The following is a 13,458-nucleotide window of genomic DNA, read 5'->3' on the forward strand; positions in this document are numbered from 1 at the left end:
GCGTGTGCGACGAGCGACGTCCCACGCGTCGATCGACACGTGGGACGTCGCAACATGCACGCGCATCGACAGGCGGCGTGCAAGCCCTACGCGCGCTGGCTCTCCTGCGCGATCGCCCGAGCCGCGGCGAGCCCGGCCTCGAGGTCGGCCTTCAGGTCGGCGATGTTCTCGATGCCGACCGACAGGCGCACCAGGCCGGGCGTGACCCCGGTGGTGAGCTGCTGCTCGGGAGTGAGCTGCGAGTGCGTGGTCGACGCCGGGTGGATGACGAGCGAGCGGACGTCGCCGATGTTCGCCAGGTGCGAGAACAGCTGCAGGTTGTCGACGAACGCCTTGCCCGCGGTGACCCCGCCCTTGAGCTCGAACGACAGCACGGCGCCGACGCCCTTCGGCGCGTACCGGTTCGCGGCGGCGTACCAGGGCGACGTCGGCAGACCGGCGTAGGCGACCGTGGCGACGTCGGGGTGCTGGTCGAGCCACTCCGCGATCTCCTGCGCGTTGGACACGTGCCGCTCGATGCGGAGCGACAGGGTCTCGATGCCCTGCAGCAGTGCGAACGCCGTGTCCGCCGAGTTCGACGCACCGAGGTCGCGGAGCAGCTGCACCCGGGCCTTCACGATGTAGGCGAGCTCGTTGCCGACCGCCTCGGCGAAGACCGCACCGTGGTACGACGGGTCGGGCGTGTTGAACTCCGGGAACCGGTCGGCGTGCTGCGACCAGGCGAACTTCCCGCCGTCGACGATGATCCCGCCGATGACCGTGCCGTGGCCACCGAGGAACTTCGTGGCCGAGTGCACCACGATGTCGGCGCCGTGCTCGAACGGACGGATCAGGTACGGCGTCGCGATCGTGTTGTCGACGATCAGCGGGACGCCGGACTCGTGGGCGACGTCGCTGACACCCGTGATGTCGAGGACGTTGATCTTCGGGTTGCCGATGGTCTCGGCGAAGAACAGCTTCGTGTTCGGGCGGACCGCGCGGCGCCACTCCTCGAGGTCGTCCTGGTCCTCGACGAACGTCGTCTCGATGCCGAGCTTCGCCAGCGTGTACTTGAACAGGTTGTACGTGCCGCCGTAGATCGACGACGACGACACGATGTGGTCACCCGCCCCCGCGATGTTCAGCACCGCGTAGGTCTCGGCAGCCTGGCCGGACGCGACGAGCAGGGCCCCGGACCCGCCCTCGAGCGCGGCGATCCGCTGCTCGACGACGTCGTTCGTCGGGTTCATGATCCGGGAGTAGATGTTGCCCGGCTTGGCGAGCGCGAACAGGTCGCGCGCTTCGTCCGAGTTCGCGAAGACGTACGAGGTCGTCTTGTAGATCGGCGTCGCTCGGGCGCCCGTGGTCGGGTCCGGCTGTGCGCCGGCGTGGACCTGGGTGGTCTCGAACTGCCACTGCGCGGCGTCGTGCTCGGTCATCTTGGTGCTCCTGTCCGGTGCGGCTGGTCGTCGGGTCGCCTTGCGCTCGGCCCGGAGGCTCGGCGCTGCTGTGCGTCGGGTGTCACGGTACGCAGGTGGCCGGGCCCGCACCACCGCACCCGCCTCGGGACGTAACGCACCCGCCGGGCCCGCCCCGCGCCTCCAGGCCAGGATGGTGCCCGGGGCTGACGGCGGCGACCACGGGGATCGGTCGCGGCCTGCCGCGACGTCGCGCGCTGCCGACTGAGCGCAGCGAAGACGACTGCTTGCGCGGCAATGTCACGCGTCGCGGCGGAACAGCCAGTCGACCTTCGGCTCGAGCAGCCACCGCATCCCGCGCCGCACGAAGGGCTGCGCCAGGAAGAGGCTGACGACGCACGCGATGACGACCATGAGGAGCACGAACGGCCAGGCCGAGTGCTCGCCGGCCAGGACGCCGGACTCCCGGATCGGGTAGAGGACGAACGTGTGGAGCAGGTAGACGTACATCGTCGCGGCGCCGAACTGCGTGATCCAGATGTTCCGACGGGGGATGAGCACCAGGAACGACGCCGTCAGCAGGGTCGCGAGCAGCATCAGGCCGAACCGCACCGCACCCGCCCACCAGGCGTCCTCGCCGAGCCCCGAGTAGGAGTCGTCGTAGAAGAACCAGTGGTGCAGGTCGAACTCCTTGAACTGCGGGATCCAGACCGCGCACGACACCGCCCAGGCGGCGAACACCACGACGGCGGCGATCCGCACCCGGACGACCGTGCGACGGGACGCCTCGTACCAGCGGTCGAAGACGCCCCACTGCTTGACCTGCCACCCGAGCAGGAAGAACGGCAGCAGGCTGATCGCGCGGGACAGCGAGAGCGTCGAGTCGACGTTGTCGAAGTAGCCGACGCCGATGCTGAACACGACCGCCCAGAACAGTGGCCACCGCAGCTGCGCCAGGTACGGCAGGATCAGCTTGAAGATGCCCAGGGCCAGCAGGAACCACAGGGTCCACGTCGGCTTCGTCGGGTTGAAGTCCTTGCCGCCCTCGACGAGGCCCTGCACCACGGTCCAGATCGTCTGCATGATGATGTACGGCACGACGATGTCCGTGATCGTCCGGCGCATCCGCTTCGCGGTCGGGGTGTCCGCCGACGAGAAGTAGCCGCTGATCACGCCGAACGCCGGCATGTGGAACGCGTAGATGAACGTGTAGAGGGCCAGGGCGTGCTCGCTCGCCGGCGTCTGCCGCTGGATCGCGTGCCCGATGACCACGAGCGTGACCGCGACGAACCGCGCGGTGTCCCACATCGGGATCCGGCGCGGGGCTCGACCGGGTTCGAGCTGCGTCGCCGGGGCCGAGGGGGCGGGAGGGGCGGCATCCGTCGTCATCGCCGGTCACGTTACCGGATCGTGACCTGGACGGCCCGGTGCGGTGCCGGAACCGTCCCGCTCGGTACGGTGGACGGACCGGGCCACGACGTGCCCCGGTCACCGACGCAGGAGGCAGATCACATGGCAGCACGGCGCGCAGTCGTCACCGGAGCGAGCTCGGGCATCGGGGCGGCCACCGTTCGGCTGTTCCGGTCGCGGGGCTGGGACGTGCTCGCCGTGGCCCGCCGCGCCGCGAAGCTCGAGGCGCTCGCCGCGGAGACCGGGGCCGAGACCCTGGTCGCCGACATCACGGACGCCGACGACGTGGCGGCGCTCGCCGCGCGGGTGGCGGACCTCGGCGGCGCCGACGTGCTCGTGAACAACGCCGGTGGGGCGTTCGGTTCGGCGAGTGTCGAGGAGTCCGACGTCGACGACTGGCGCGCCATGTTCGAGGTCAACGTGATCGGCACGAAGCGTGTCGTCTCCGCGCTGCTGCCGCACCTGCGCGATCGCGCTCGCGCGTCCGGGGGAGCGGACATCGTCACGGTCACCAGCACCGCCGGGTTCGTCGCGTACGAGAACGGTGGCGGCTACAACGCCGCGAAGTTCGCCGAGCACGCCCTGGTCGGCGCACTCCGGCTCGAGCTGAACGGGGAGCCGATCCGGGTCGTCGAGATCGCGCCGGGCATGGTGAAGACCGACGAGTTCGCGCTCACCCGGTTCCGCGGGGACGAGCAGAAGGCCGCCGCGGTGTACGACGACGTGCCGGAGCCGCTCGTGGCCGACGACGTCGCCGAGGCGATCGTGCACGCCGTGGAGCTGCCGGCCCACGTGAACCTCGACCTCGTGACGATCCGGCCGGTGGCGCAGTCGGCGCAGCACAAGCTGGCCCGCGGCCCGCTGACGCCCCGCTGAGCGGACGGCGCCCGACCCGCGCCCAACCCGCGCCGGACCCGCGCCGGCCCCACGCAGCGCCCGGGCGGCGGGCGCGGGTCGCGGGCGTGGGCTCCCTGCCGGTACCGTGGTCGGATGCCGATCAGCAGCGAACCCGAGCCCGCGGCTCCGTCCACCGTGACCGTGACGAGCGGGCCCGAGGTACTCGGCTGGCTCGAGTTCGGTGACGCCGCACGCCTGCTCGCCAAGGACGTCCTGTCCAGCGGCTTCGAGCCCGAGGTCGTCGTCGCCGTCGCCCGCGGCGGACTGATCATCGCCGGCGCCGTGGCGTACGCGCTCGGCACCAAGGAGTGCGGCTCGATCAACGTCGAGTTCTACACCGACGTCGAGCAGCGGCTGGAGGAGCCGGTCGTGCTCGCCCCCGCCCTCGACGCCCCGAGCCTGGCGGGCAAGCGGGTCCTCGTCGTCGACGACGTGTCGGACTCCGGCCGCACCCTGCGCCTGGTGGTCGACATCATCCGGAACGCCGGTGCCGACGTCCGGAGCGCCTGCCTGTACTCGAAGCCCGGCACCGTCCTCGAACCCGACCACGTGTGGCGTCGGGTCGACGGCTGGATCACGTTCCCGTGGAGCGCCCTCGCCCCCGTGACGGCCGAGTCGTGAGCATCCACCTGGTCGGCGGCGGTCTGTTCGCCGCCTCGGACGCCGCAGCGCCGTTCCTCGCCGAGGCCACCGCCCGTTCGGCAGCGGTCGGCCGGAGCACCCCGCGCATCGCCCTGCTCTCCGTGGCGGGCCCGGACGGCGGCAGCCCGTCGTCGACCGCCGACATCGCCGAGGTCCTCGGCGGCCCGCGCACGGCCGAGGTGCTCGTCACCGAGGTCGCAGCCGGTCAGGTCTTCGACACCACCGTCCTGAGCGACGTCGACGCCCTGGTGGTCGGCGGCGGCGTCACCCCCGACTACCTGGCGGCGATCGCCCCGCTCGTCGACCAGCTCCGGCTGCTCGTCTCCGACGGTCTGCCCTACCTCGGCTACTCGGCCGGTGCGATGATCGCCGCCGACCGTGCCCTGGTGGGCGGCTGGCGCATCGGCGGCGTCGAGATCTGCCCCGAAGCGGCGTCCGAGGGCCTGGACGAGGTCGAGCTCCGCGAGGGCCTCGGCCTGGTCGACCTGACCATCGACGTGCACGCGGTGCAGGCCGGCACGCTCGCGCGGCTCATCGCCAGCGCCGAGGCCGAGTTCGTCACCGCCGGACTCGCGATCGACGAGGACACCACGCTCGTCGTCGGCGAGGGCGCGCTCGAGGTCCGCGGGACCGGCAGCGTCTGGCGCGTGATGGCCGGCGAGGAGTCGGTGGCCGTCGCCACCATGGGCGCGTAGCCGACGTGGAACCCCGGCCGCTCGCCGACCTGGTCGACCCCGGCTGGGCGTCGGCGCTCGCACCCGTGGAGCCCGACGTGCACCGGATCGGCGCATGGCTGCGGGACGAGACCACTGCGGGCCGTCACTACCTGCCCGCTGGCGGCGACGTCCTGCGTGCCTTCACGACCCCGTTCGACGCCGTCAGGGTGCTGGTCGTCGGGCAGGACCCGTACCCGACGCCCGGCCACCCGATCGGCCTGTCGTTCGCGGTCGACCCGGCCGTCCGTCCGGTGCCGCGCAGCCTGGCGAACATCTACCGCGAGCTCGCCGACGACCTCGGGGTGACGCCGCCGCAGCACGGTGACCTGCGGGCCTGGTCCGACCAGGGCGTCCTGCTGCTCAACCGGGTGCTCACCGTGCAGGCGGGCGAGGCCGGCAGTCACCGCGGCAAGGGCTGGGAGGCGGTGACCGACCAGGCCGTCCGTGCCCTCGTCGCCCGTGGCGGCCCGCTCGTCGCCGTGCTCTGGGGCGCCCAGGCCGGGTCGGTGCGACCGCTCCTCGGTGACACCCCGGTCGTCGCGTCGGCCCACCCGAGCCCGCTCAGCGCGTCGCGCGGGTTCTTCGGCAGCCGCCCGTTCTCGCAGGTGAACGCCCTGCTCGAGTCGCAGGGCGCACCGCCCGTCGACTGGACGCTGCCCGCTCAGTAGGCTCGGCACGTGCTCGAGGAGGAATACCAGCGACGGCGGGTCCTGCCGCGACACCTGCGTGCCCCCGTGGCGACCGAGACGGCCTTCGAGTACCGCATCCGTGCGGCCGAGGTGGGGGACCTGCCCCACGTGCGCGAGATCCACACGCATTACGTCCGCAACTCGTCGGTGACCTTCGACCCGGCGGCGTTCACCTACGCCGCGTGGAAGAAGCGCTACGACGACATCCGGAAGCGCCGCCTGCCGTTCCTGGTGGCGGAGAACCCTGCCGGACAGATCCTCGGGTACGCCCTGGTCGACGCGTGGAACCCCCGGGACCGCTCGAACCACGTCGTCGAGGACTCGATCTACCTCGGCGCCGCGTCCGGTGGCAAGGGGCTCGGCCGCGCACTGATGGAGGCGCTGCTCGACGAGTGCCGGTCGGCCGGCGTGCGCGAGGTCGTCGCCGTCATCGCGGACCGCCAGGCCGAGGCGTCGATCCGGCTGCACGAGCGGCTCGGCTTCGAGGAGGTCGGCCGGATGGGCAAGGTCGGCTACAAGTACGACCGCTGGCTCGGCACCGTCACGATGCGGCTCCGCCTGCGCGGCCCGCGGCTGTTCGCACGACGACGCTGACGGACCCGACGCGGTCGACGGGCGTCACGCACGAGAACGTGGGCGGTGCGGACGGGAGGCCCGTGGCGGGCCCGGCACGCGCCTCCAGGCCGTCTCCGGGTCGCGCCGGACCGCCGTGGCCGGGTCAGCCCGCCGGGGCCTCGGTGATGAACTCGTCGCGCGTCACGCGGAGCAGCGCGGTGGCCGCCGCCGCCGCGGCGTCCGCGTCACCGTCGACCGCTGCGCGCCCGACGGCCTCGTGCCGGAGCGCCGCCTCGCGCGTCCAGCGCGTGATGGGGTCGCGCGACTCCGACGTGCGGGTGCGCAGGAGGGCCTCGACCGTCCCGGCGAAGTGCGCGAACACGGCGTTCCCCGAGCCGGTGAGCAGTGCACGGTGGAAGCGGACGTCGGCCTCCAGGTAAGCGCGGCTGTCCTCGCGCCCGCAGGCGTCGAGCATGTCCTCGGCGGCGGCGAGCACGGCGTCCGCGCCCTCGGAGCCGGCGGTCAGGGACGCCGCGACCGGTTCGACGCCGAGTCGGAGTTCGACGAGCTCCCGCTGCTGCACGAAGTACGCCGGTGATCCGCCGCGCCACCGGATCACCGTGGGGGCGAGCAGCTCCCACGCGGTGATGTCGCGGACGAGCGTGCCGACCCGCTGCCGGGGCTCGACCAGGCCGAGGGACTGCAGGACGCGCAGGGCCTCGCGGACGACCGAGCGGGACACCCCGAACTCGTCGGCCACCAGTTCGGGTCGGACGACGGCGCCCGCGGCCAGGTCGCCGTCGACGATCCGCTGGCCCAGGGTGTCGAGCACGTGGGCGTGCAGTCCGCGTGCGGTGGGCATCGTTTCCTCCGTGCAGTACGGGTCACGCGGTCGCCGTGACGCCGGTCCCATCGAAGCGGCAGACTCCGGAGACGGGCGGTCGGCGCGCGGGACGACGTCGTATAGTCTGATTAATCAGATTATTGAGGGTCGGCGTTCGTCGCGCCAGTCCACCCTCGACACGAAGGCGACGGAGCCGCGCAGCAGCGACTCCAGGAAGGGGCGCTGATGCCTCACGCTCTCCCGGACCACCTGCTCGCCGCGGGTGGCACCACCGAGACGGTCGACCCGTCCGGTTCCATCCCGCAGCTGATCATCGCGGCGCTCGTCGGCATCGTGGTGATCATCGTGCTCATCACCTGGCTCAAGGTGCACCCGTTCATCGCGCTCACGATCGGTGCGCTCGGCGTCGGGATCGGCGCAGGCCTCGCGCCGGACAAGGCGGTCACGAGCTTCGGCGACGGCTTCGGCGCGACCATGACGAGCGTCGGCATCCTGGTCGGGCTGGGGGCGATGTTCGGCAAGATGCTCGTCGACTCGGGCGCAGCGGACCGTGTCGTGGACACCCTGGTGCGGAAGTCGTCGAAGGCGGCGCTGCCGTGGACGATGGCCCTGATCGGGGCGCTCATCGGGCTGCCGATGTTCTTCGAGGTCGGCCTCGTCCTGCTCATCCCCATCATCGTGCTGGTCGCCAAGCGGAGCGAGGTGCCGATCATGAAGATCGCCGTCCCCGCCCTGGTCGGCCTGTCGACGATGCACGCGTTCGTCCCGCCGCACCCCGGCCCGCTCGTCGCGATCTCCACCGTCGGCGCGAACCTCGGCACCACGCTCGCCTTCGGCATCGTGCTGGCGATCCCGGTGATCATCCTGGCCGGGCCGCTCTTCGCCCGGTTCGCGGCCCGCTGGGTCGACATCCCCGTCCCCGACATGTTCGGGTCGCGCGGGGCGGTCGCCACCGCCGGCCCGGGCTCGGGGTCGGGTTCCGGGTCCGCCGCATTCGTGGACGACCCGGCACACCCCGGACGCCAGGCCCGGCGCGGCCCCGTCACGCAGGACACCGCGTCCCTGCCCAACGGCAAGAGCGACTTCACGCGCGTCATCAGCGAACCGCGCAGCCCGTCGTTCACCGTCGCCCTGGTCGGCATCCTGCTGCCGGTCGTGCTCATGCTCGCCCAGGCGATCCGTGAGGCCACCGCCCCCGACGCCGCCGGCTCGTGGGTGAGCCTGCTCGACTTCCTCGGTTCGCCGATGATCGCCATCGGCATCGCGGCCGTCTACGCGATGGTCTTCTTCGCGATCGGCGGTGGCATGGACCGCTCGGCGGTGTCGAAGTCGCTCGAGAGCGCGCTGCCCCCGATCGCCGGGGTGCTGCTCATCGTCGGCGCCGGCGGTGGCTTCAAGCAGGTGCTCATCGACACCGGGATCGGCGGCGTGATCGCCGACGCCGTCAAGGACTCCGGCGTCTCGGTGCTGCTCGTCGCCTGGGTCGTCTCGGCCCTGGTCCGCGTGGCGACCGGGTCCGCCACGGTCGCCACCGTGACCGCCGCCGGCATCATGGCGCCGATCGCCGCCGACCTGTCGACGCCGATGACGTCGCTGCTCGTGCTCGCGATCGGAGCCGGCTCGGTGTTCCTGTCGCACGTCAACGACGCCGGGTTCTGGCTGGTGAAGGGGTACCTCGGCACCACGGTGGGGCAGACGTTCAAGACGTGGACGGTGCTCGAGTGCCTCATCTCGGTGTTCGGTCTGGTCGGGGTCCTGCTGGCCGGGGTGTTCATCCGATGAGCGGCGCAGCAGACCTCGGTGCGGCCGATGCTGCCGGGGCGGCCGACACCGGGCTGGACGCACGTGTCCTGGTGGTGATGGGGGTCTCCGGGTCCGGCAAGTCGACCGTCGCCGCCATGGTGGCGGAGCAGATCGGGTGGGAGTTCGCCGAGGGCGACGCGATGCACCCACAGGCGAACGTCGACAAGATGCACGCGGGCACCCCGCTCACCGACGAGGACCGCTGGCCGTGGCTCGACGTCGTCGCCGGCTGGATCCGCGGACACCTGGACGCCGGCACGAACGGCGTCGTGACCTGCTCGGCCCTGAAGCGCTCGTACCGCGACGTGCTGCGGGCCCCCGGGGTGGTGTTCGTGCACGTGGCCGGTGACGGTGCGCTCATCGAGGAGCGGATGTCCGAGCGTTCCGGGCACTTCATGCCGACGTCGCTGCTGCAGTCGCAGCTCGCCACGCTCGAGCCGCCGCAACCCGACGAGGCCCACGTGACGATCGCCGCCGACCGCACCCCCGAAGCGGAGAGCGCCGAGGTCGTGGCGCGGCTCGGACTGGTCCGGATCCCGAGAGCCTGATCGGGTGGCGCTCGGCAGCATGGCGGCATGGCGATCGACGACTCCCTCTCGCTCCTGACCCGCGGCTACGGGTTCGGTGCCCACCTGTGGCGCCGGACCCGTCCGGGGGCGCGAGCGGTGGGCTTCCGACTGCTCGGACGTCCGGCGCTGCTCGTGCGTGGCGCCGAGGGCGTCGGGCTGTTCTACGACGGCGACCGCACGGCACGCCACGGCGCGATGCCGGCGATCGTGCAGCGGACGCTGTTCGGTGTCGGGTCGGTGCACAGCCTCGACGGGGCGGAGCACCACCACCGCAAGGCGACCTTCGTCGACGTCGCGTACGAGGACGAGCAGGTCCGGCGGCTCGCACCCCTGCTGACCCGGGAGTGGGCGACCGAACGCGACGCGTGGCTCGCCGGCGGCACCCGGTCGGCGTACGACGCTGCCGTCGGCGCGATCGGCCGTGCGGTCATGCGGTGGGCCGGACTGCCGGGGACGCCGGCGGCGAAGACCCGGTGGGCGGCACGGCTCGCCCAGGTCGTCGACGGCTTCGGGGTGCCCTACTCACCGGAGTACCTGCAGGCCGTCCTGAACCGGCACTGGTCGGACCGACACGCCCGGCGGCTGGTCGAGGCCGTGCGTGGTGGCCGGTTGGCCCCCGAGCCGCACACCGCCCTGCACGAGTGGGCGTGGCACCGGGACCCCTCCGGGGCGCTGCTGCCGGCGCGGCTGGCCGGCATCGAACTGCAGAACAGCATCCGGCCGGCCATCGCGGTGGCCCGGTTCGTGGCGTTCGCGGCGAAGGAGCTGCACGACCGGCCGGAGTGGCGGGCACGGATCGCCGCCGAGAGCGGGGCGGCCGACACCGCGGACGGGCCGCGCGTCGACGGGCCGCGCGTCGACGGCCCGCTCGCCGTCGCCTTCGCGCAGGAGATCCGCCGGACGGCGCCGTTCGTGCCGATGCTGCCCGCCTGGGCCACCACGGACGTCGAGCTCGACGGCGAGCACCTGCCCGCCGGCGGGCGCGTGGTGCTCGACATCACCGGGACCGACACCGACGAGCGCTCGTGGGACCGTGCGGGCGACTTCGACCCGTCGCGGTTCCTCGGCGTGGACGACTCCGAGGCGATCACGACGTTCGTCCCGCACGGCGGCGCCGACGTCGCCACGGGACACCGGTGCCCCGGCGAGAAGGTCGCCGTCGCCGCGCTCGCGGCCGCGGTCTCGGTGCTGAGCGACCCACGGCTGACGATCCTCGACGACGGGCTGCAGGTGGACCGCCGCCGGCTGCCGACGAAGCCGGCCTCGGGTGGCGAGGTCCGGGGCCGCTGCCCCTTCCACTGACCCGGTCTCAGCTGAACCGGATCGGCGTGCCGACGGGCAGCGCGGCGAGGGTCCGGGTCATCTCCGCCGAGATCCGGACGCAGCCGTGCGAGCTGCCGGTCGGGTCCGGGTAGTAGTGCAACGCGGTCAGTGCGGCGTTGCCGCCGTACGACGGGATCCGGGACGAGTGCGCCCCGGTCAGGATGATCGGGTTGCCCTGCGTGTACGCGACGCGGGTGTCGACGTACGCCGCCTCGACGTAGGTGGCGATGTCGACCGGTGTGGGGTCCTCGGGCGTCCCGAGCCGGCCGGCCTCGGTCGCGGTGACCTCGCCAGTCCGGGTGACGACGGACACCGTGCTGGCGGCGACGTCGACCCGGATCATCCGGTCGGTCCGCGTCACGGTGAAGTCGGCCGCCCGGGCCCAGGCGAACGTCGCACTCGGAGCGTCCGGGTCGCCGCCGTCACCGGGGGTGCGGTTCCGGGACGGCGTCGACACCAGGAGCATCCCGCCGTCCCGGCCGGGGGAGCGACCCCACACCGCGGTCGCCGCGGGTCGGTTGATCGTCGACACCAGGTGGGACAGGGTCGCCACCGGTCGGGCGCGGCTGGACGGGCTCGCGTACAGGGCGACGAGCGGCGTGCGCGGGGTCGCGATCTGCCAGGTGTCCTCGGGCTCCACGTCCCCGCCGTCGAGCAACTGCGGCACGACGGCGTCGTGGAACGCCAACGGCAGCGCGGCCAGGGTCGCGTCGGACGGTGCAGCGGGGACGGCCGCGAGCGTCGGCGTCGGCGTGGCGCTCGGGGTCGGTGTCGTCGTCGCCCGTGCCGCCCGGGTCGGCTCCGGCGCCGGTGACCCGACGGTCGCCCCCACCACGACGGCGGCGACGGCGAGCACCACCACCCCGGCGGTCGTCGCGATCCAGGTGCTGCGTCGCATGGTGCGTCCCCCTCGGTCGATCCGTCAGCGTTCGGTGACGGTTCCGCCCTCGACCCGCCACTGCCGGTCGAGTCGGACGGTCTCCAGCATGCGCCGGTCGTGTGTGACGAGCAGCAGGGTCCCGTCGTAGGACTCCAGCGCCTGCTCGAGCTGCTCGATCGCGGTCAGGTCGAGGTGGTTGGTCGGCTCGTCGAGCACGAGCACGTTCACCCCGCGGGCCTGCAGCAGCGCGAGCCCGGCCCGGGTGCGTTCGCCAGGGGAGAGCGCCGAGGCCGGTCGGCCGACGTGGTCCGCCTTCAGCCCGAACTTCGCGAGCAGCGTCCGGACGTCGGCGGTGGTGTACTCGGGCACGATCGCCTCGAACGCCGCTGCCAGGGGCTGGTCACCGGTGAACGCCGCACGCGCCTGGTCGACCTCGCCGACCGCGACGCTCGAGCCGAGCGAGGCCGTGCCCGTCGTCGGCGCCTGCTTGCCGAGCAGTGCCCGCAGCAGGGTGGACTTGCCGGCGCCGTTCGGACCGGTGATGCCGATCCGGTCACCGCCGTCGACCTGCAGCGAGACCGGGCCGAGGGTGAAGTCGCCCTGGGTGAACGTGGCGTCCGACAGCGTCGCGACGACGGCCGACGACCTGGGTGCGCTGCCGATCGTGAACTCGAGCTGCCACTCCTTGCGTGGCTCCTCGACCTCGTCGAGCCGGGCGATGCGAGACTCCATCTGCCGGACCTTCTGCGCCTGCTTCTCGCTCGACTCCGAGGCGGCACGGCGGCGGATCTTGTCGTTGTCCGGGTTCTTCTTCATGGCGTTCCGGACACCCTGGCTCGACCACTCGCGCTGCGTCCGTGCCCGCGAGACCAGGTCGGCCTTCGTCGACGCGAACTCGTCGTACGCGTCACGCTTGTGCTGCCGGGCGATCTCGCGCTCCTCGAGGAACGAGTCGTACCCGCCGCCGAACAGCCGGTTCGACGACTGCGCCAGGTCGAGCTCGAGCACCGAGGTCACCGAGCGCGCCAGGAACTCACGGTCGTGGCTGACGAGCACCACCCCGCCGCGCAGCCCGCGCACGAACGCCTCGAGCCGGTCGAGGCCGTCCAGGTCGAGGTCGTTGGTCGGCTCGTCGAGCAGGACGATGTCGAACCGCGAGAGCAGCAGCGCAGCGAGCCCGACGCGGGCGACCTGCCCACCGGACAGCGCGGTCATCAGCGAGTCCGGGCCGACGCCGTCCGCACCGGAGTCGCCGGTGCCGGGTTCGAGCCCGAGGTCGGCGAGCACCGCCGGGATCCGGTCCTCCAGATCGGCGGCCCCCGCGGCGAGCCAGCGGTCGAGCGCCGTCGAGTACCGGTCGGCCGCTGCGTCGCCGGCATCGGGGTCCCCGAGCGCCGCCGCCGCCGCGTCCATCGTCACGGTCGCCTCGGTGCAGCCGGTCCGCCGCCCGAGGTACGCCGCGACGGTCTCGCCCGCGATGCGCTCGTGCTCCTGGGGGAGCCACCCCACGAACGCGTCCGTCGGCGCCAGGGACACCGTGCCGGCGAGCGGCTCGTCGACCCCGGCCAGCAGCCGGAGCAGCGTGGACTTGCCGGCACCGTTCACGCCGACGACCCCGATCACGTCGCCCGGCGCCACCGTCAGGTCGAGGGAGTCGAACAGCGTGCGAGCGGCGTACCCGCCGGACAGGCCCTTGGCGACGAGCGTGGCGGTCATGCGCCCATCGTCCCACG

At 72.7% G+C, this 13,458-nt stretch carries 13 protein-coding genes; 8 read left to right on the forward strand and 5 right to left on the reverse strand.

Annotated elements, in window-relative coordinates; genetic code table 11:
* Positions 1 to 86: 86 nt before the first annotated feature.
* Both DEI85_RS06890 and DEI85_RS06895 read right to left on the reverse strand, forming a co-directional pair.
* Positions 87 to 1,418 carry a bifunctional o-acetylhomoserine/o-acetylserine sulfhydrylase gene (locus tag DEI85_RS06890; protein ID WP_071404574.1) on the reverse strand — a complete coding sequence of 444 codons (1,332 nt, stop codon included), beginning with the start codon at positions 1,416 to 1,418 and terminating at the stop codon, positions 87 to 89.
* Positions 1,419 to 1,697: 279 nt separating this feature from the next.
* Positions 1,698 to 2,786, reverse strand: a complete 1,089-nt coding sequence (locus tag DEI85_RS06895; RefSeq protein ID WP_110859045.1) for an acyltransferase family protein — start codon at positions 2,784 to 2,786, stop codon at positions 1,698 to 1,700.
* Positions 2,787 to 2,909: 123 nt separating this feature from the next.
* Between DEI85_RS06895 and DEI85_RS06900 the strand changes: the two genes are divergently transcribed.
* From DEI85_RS06900 to DEI85_RS06920, 5 genes are all read left to right on the forward strand, one after another.
* Complete coding sequence (locus DEI85_RS06900; protein WP_110859044.1) at positions 2,910 to 3,683, forward strand: SDR family oxidoreductase; 774 nt, start codon at positions 2,910 to 2,912, stop codon at positions 3,681 to 3,683.
* 114 nt (positions 3,684 to 3,797) lie between these two features.
* Positions 3,798 to 4,325 (forward strand): phosphoribosyltransferase, encoded by a 528-nt coding sequence (locus tag DEI85_RS06905; RefSeq protein ID WP_051596753.1) that lies wholly within the window; start codon positions 3,798 to 3,800, stop codon positions 4,323 to 4,325.
* Positions 4,322 to 5,041, forward strand: a complete 720-nt coding sequence (locus DEI85_RS06910) for a Type 1 glutamine amidotransferase-like domain-containing protein (protein ID WP_110859043.1) — start codon at positions 4,322 to 4,324, stop codon at positions 5,039 to 5,041. The genes DEI85_RS06905 and DEI85_RS06910 overlap by 4 nt, the downstream gene beginning before the upstream one ends.
* 5 nt (positions 5,042 to 5,046) lie before the next feature.
* Complete coding sequence (locus tag DEI85_RS06915) at positions 5,047 to 5,730, forward strand: uracil-DNA glycosylase (protein ID WP_110859042.1); 684 nt, start codon at positions 5,047 to 5,049, stop codon at positions 5,728 to 5,730.
* 9 nt (positions 5,731 to 5,739) lie between these two features.
* Complete coding sequence (locus tag DEI85_RS06920; RefSeq protein ID WP_110859041.1) at positions 5,740 to 6,345, forward strand: GNAT family N-acetyltransferase; 606 nt, start codon at positions 5,740 to 5,742, stop codon at positions 6,343 to 6,345.
* A 124-nt stretch (positions 6,346 to 6,469) separates the two neighbouring features.
* On the opposite strand, the gene DEI85_RS06925 is transcribed toward DEI85_RS06920, so the two are convergent.
* Complete coding sequence (locus DEI85_RS06925) at positions 6,470 to 7,168, reverse strand: FadR/GntR family transcriptional regulator (protein ID WP_181430093.1); 699 nt, start codon at positions 7,166 to 7,168, stop codon at positions 6,470 to 6,472.
* 207 nt (positions 7,169 to 7,375) lie between these two features.
* Here DEI85_RS06925 and DEI85_RS06930 point away from each other — a divergent pair, with 207 nt between their 5' ends.
* From DEI85_RS06930 to DEI85_RS06940, 3 genes are read left to right on the forward strand one after another with little or no spacing between them, the layout of a single operon-like run.
* Positions 7,376 to 8,932, forward strand: a complete 1,557-nt coding sequence (locus tag DEI85_RS06930) for a GntP family permease (protein WP_220036872.1) — start codon at positions 7,376 to 7,378, stop codon at positions 8,930 to 8,932.
* Positions 8,929 to 9,501, forward strand: coding sequence for a gluconokinase (locus tag DEI85_RS06935; RefSeq protein ID WP_110859039.1), 573 nt, complete (start codon positions 8,929 to 8,931; stop codon positions 9,499 to 9,501). The genes DEI85_RS06930 and DEI85_RS06935 overlap by 4 nt, the downstream gene beginning before the upstream one ends.
* A 27-nt stretch (positions 9,502 to 9,528) precedes the next feature.
* On the forward strand, positions 9,529 to 10,824 hold the full coding sequence (locus DEI85_RS06940; RefSeq protein WP_110859038.1) for a cytochrome P450: 1,296 nt from the start codon (positions 9,529 to 9,531) through the stop codon (positions 10,822 to 10,824).
* Between the two features lie 7 nt (positions 10,825 to 10,831).
* On the opposite strand, the gene DEI85_RS06945 is transcribed toward DEI85_RS06940, so the two are convergent.
* Together DEI85_RS06945 and DEI85_RS06950 are read right to left on the reverse strand one after the other, a co-directional pair.
* On the reverse strand, positions 10,832 to 11,743 hold the full coding sequence (locus DEI85_RS06945) for a L,D-transpeptidase (protein ID WP_111123440.1): 912 nt from the start codon (positions 11,741 to 11,743) through the stop codon (positions 10,832 to 10,834).
* 24 nt (positions 11,744 to 11,767) lie between these two features.
* Positions 11,768 to 13,441: an ABC-F family ATP-binding cassette domain-containing protein gene (locus tag DEI85_RS06950; RefSeq protein ID WP_111123439.1), complete on the reverse strand. Its 1,674-nt coding sequence runs from the start codon at positions 13,439 to 13,441 to the stop codon at positions 11,768 to 11,770.
* Positions 13,442 to 13,458: the final 17 nt, after the last annotated feature.

Source organism: Curtobacterium sp. MCBD17_026 (assembly GCF_003234895.2).
Classification (GTDB): Bacteria; Actinomycetota; Actinomycetes; order Actinomycetales; family Microbacteriaceae; genus Curtobacterium; species Curtobacterium flaccumfaciens.

What these genes read in the sequence shown, in the direction of transcription:
- DEI85_RS06890 (WP_071404574.1), bottom strand. Translation starts at nt 1,418, where the DNA reads ATGACCGAGCACGACGCCGCGCAGTGGCAGTTCGAGACCACCCAGGTC.
- DEI85_RS06895 (WP_110859045.1), bottom strand. Translation starts at nt 2,786, where the DNA reads ATGACGACGGATGCCGCCCCTCCCGCCCCCTCGGCCCCGGCGACGCAG.
- DEI85_RS06900 (WP_110859044.1), top strand. Translation starts at nt 2,910, where the DNA reads ATGGCAGCACGGCGCGCAGTCGTCACCGGAGCGAGCTCGGGCATCGGG.
- DEI85_RS06905 (WP_051596753.1), top strand. Translation starts at nt 3,798, where the DNA reads ATGCCGATCAGCAGCGAACCCGAGCCCGCGGCTCCGTCCACCGTGACC.
- DEI85_RS06925 (WP_181430093.1), bottom strand. Translation starts at nt 7,168, where the DNA reads ATGCCCACCGCACGCGGACTGCACGCCCACGTGCTCGACACCCTGGGC.
- DEI85_RS06930 (WP_220036872.1), top strand. Translation starts at nt 7,376, where the DNA reads ATGCCTCACGCTCTCCCGGACCACCTGCTCGCCGCGGGTGGCACCACC.
- DEI85_RS06935 (WP_110859039.1), top strand. Translation starts at nt 8,929, where the DNA reads ATGAGCGGCGCAGCAGACCTCGGTGCGGCCGATGCTGCCGGGGCGGCC.
- DEI85_RS06940 (WP_110859038.1), top strand. Translation starts at nt 9,529, where the DNA reads ATGGCGATCGACGACTCCCTCTCGCTCCTGACCCGCGGCTACGGGTTC.
- DEI85_RS06945 (WP_111123440.1), bottom strand. Translation starts at nt 11,743, where the DNA reads ATGCGACGCAGCACCTGGATCGCGACGACCGCCGGGGTGGTGGTGCTC.
- DEI85_RS06950 (WP_111123439.1), bottom strand. Translation starts at nt 13,441, where the DNA reads ATGACCGCCACGCTCGTCGCCAAGGGCCTGTCCGGCGGGTACGCCGCT.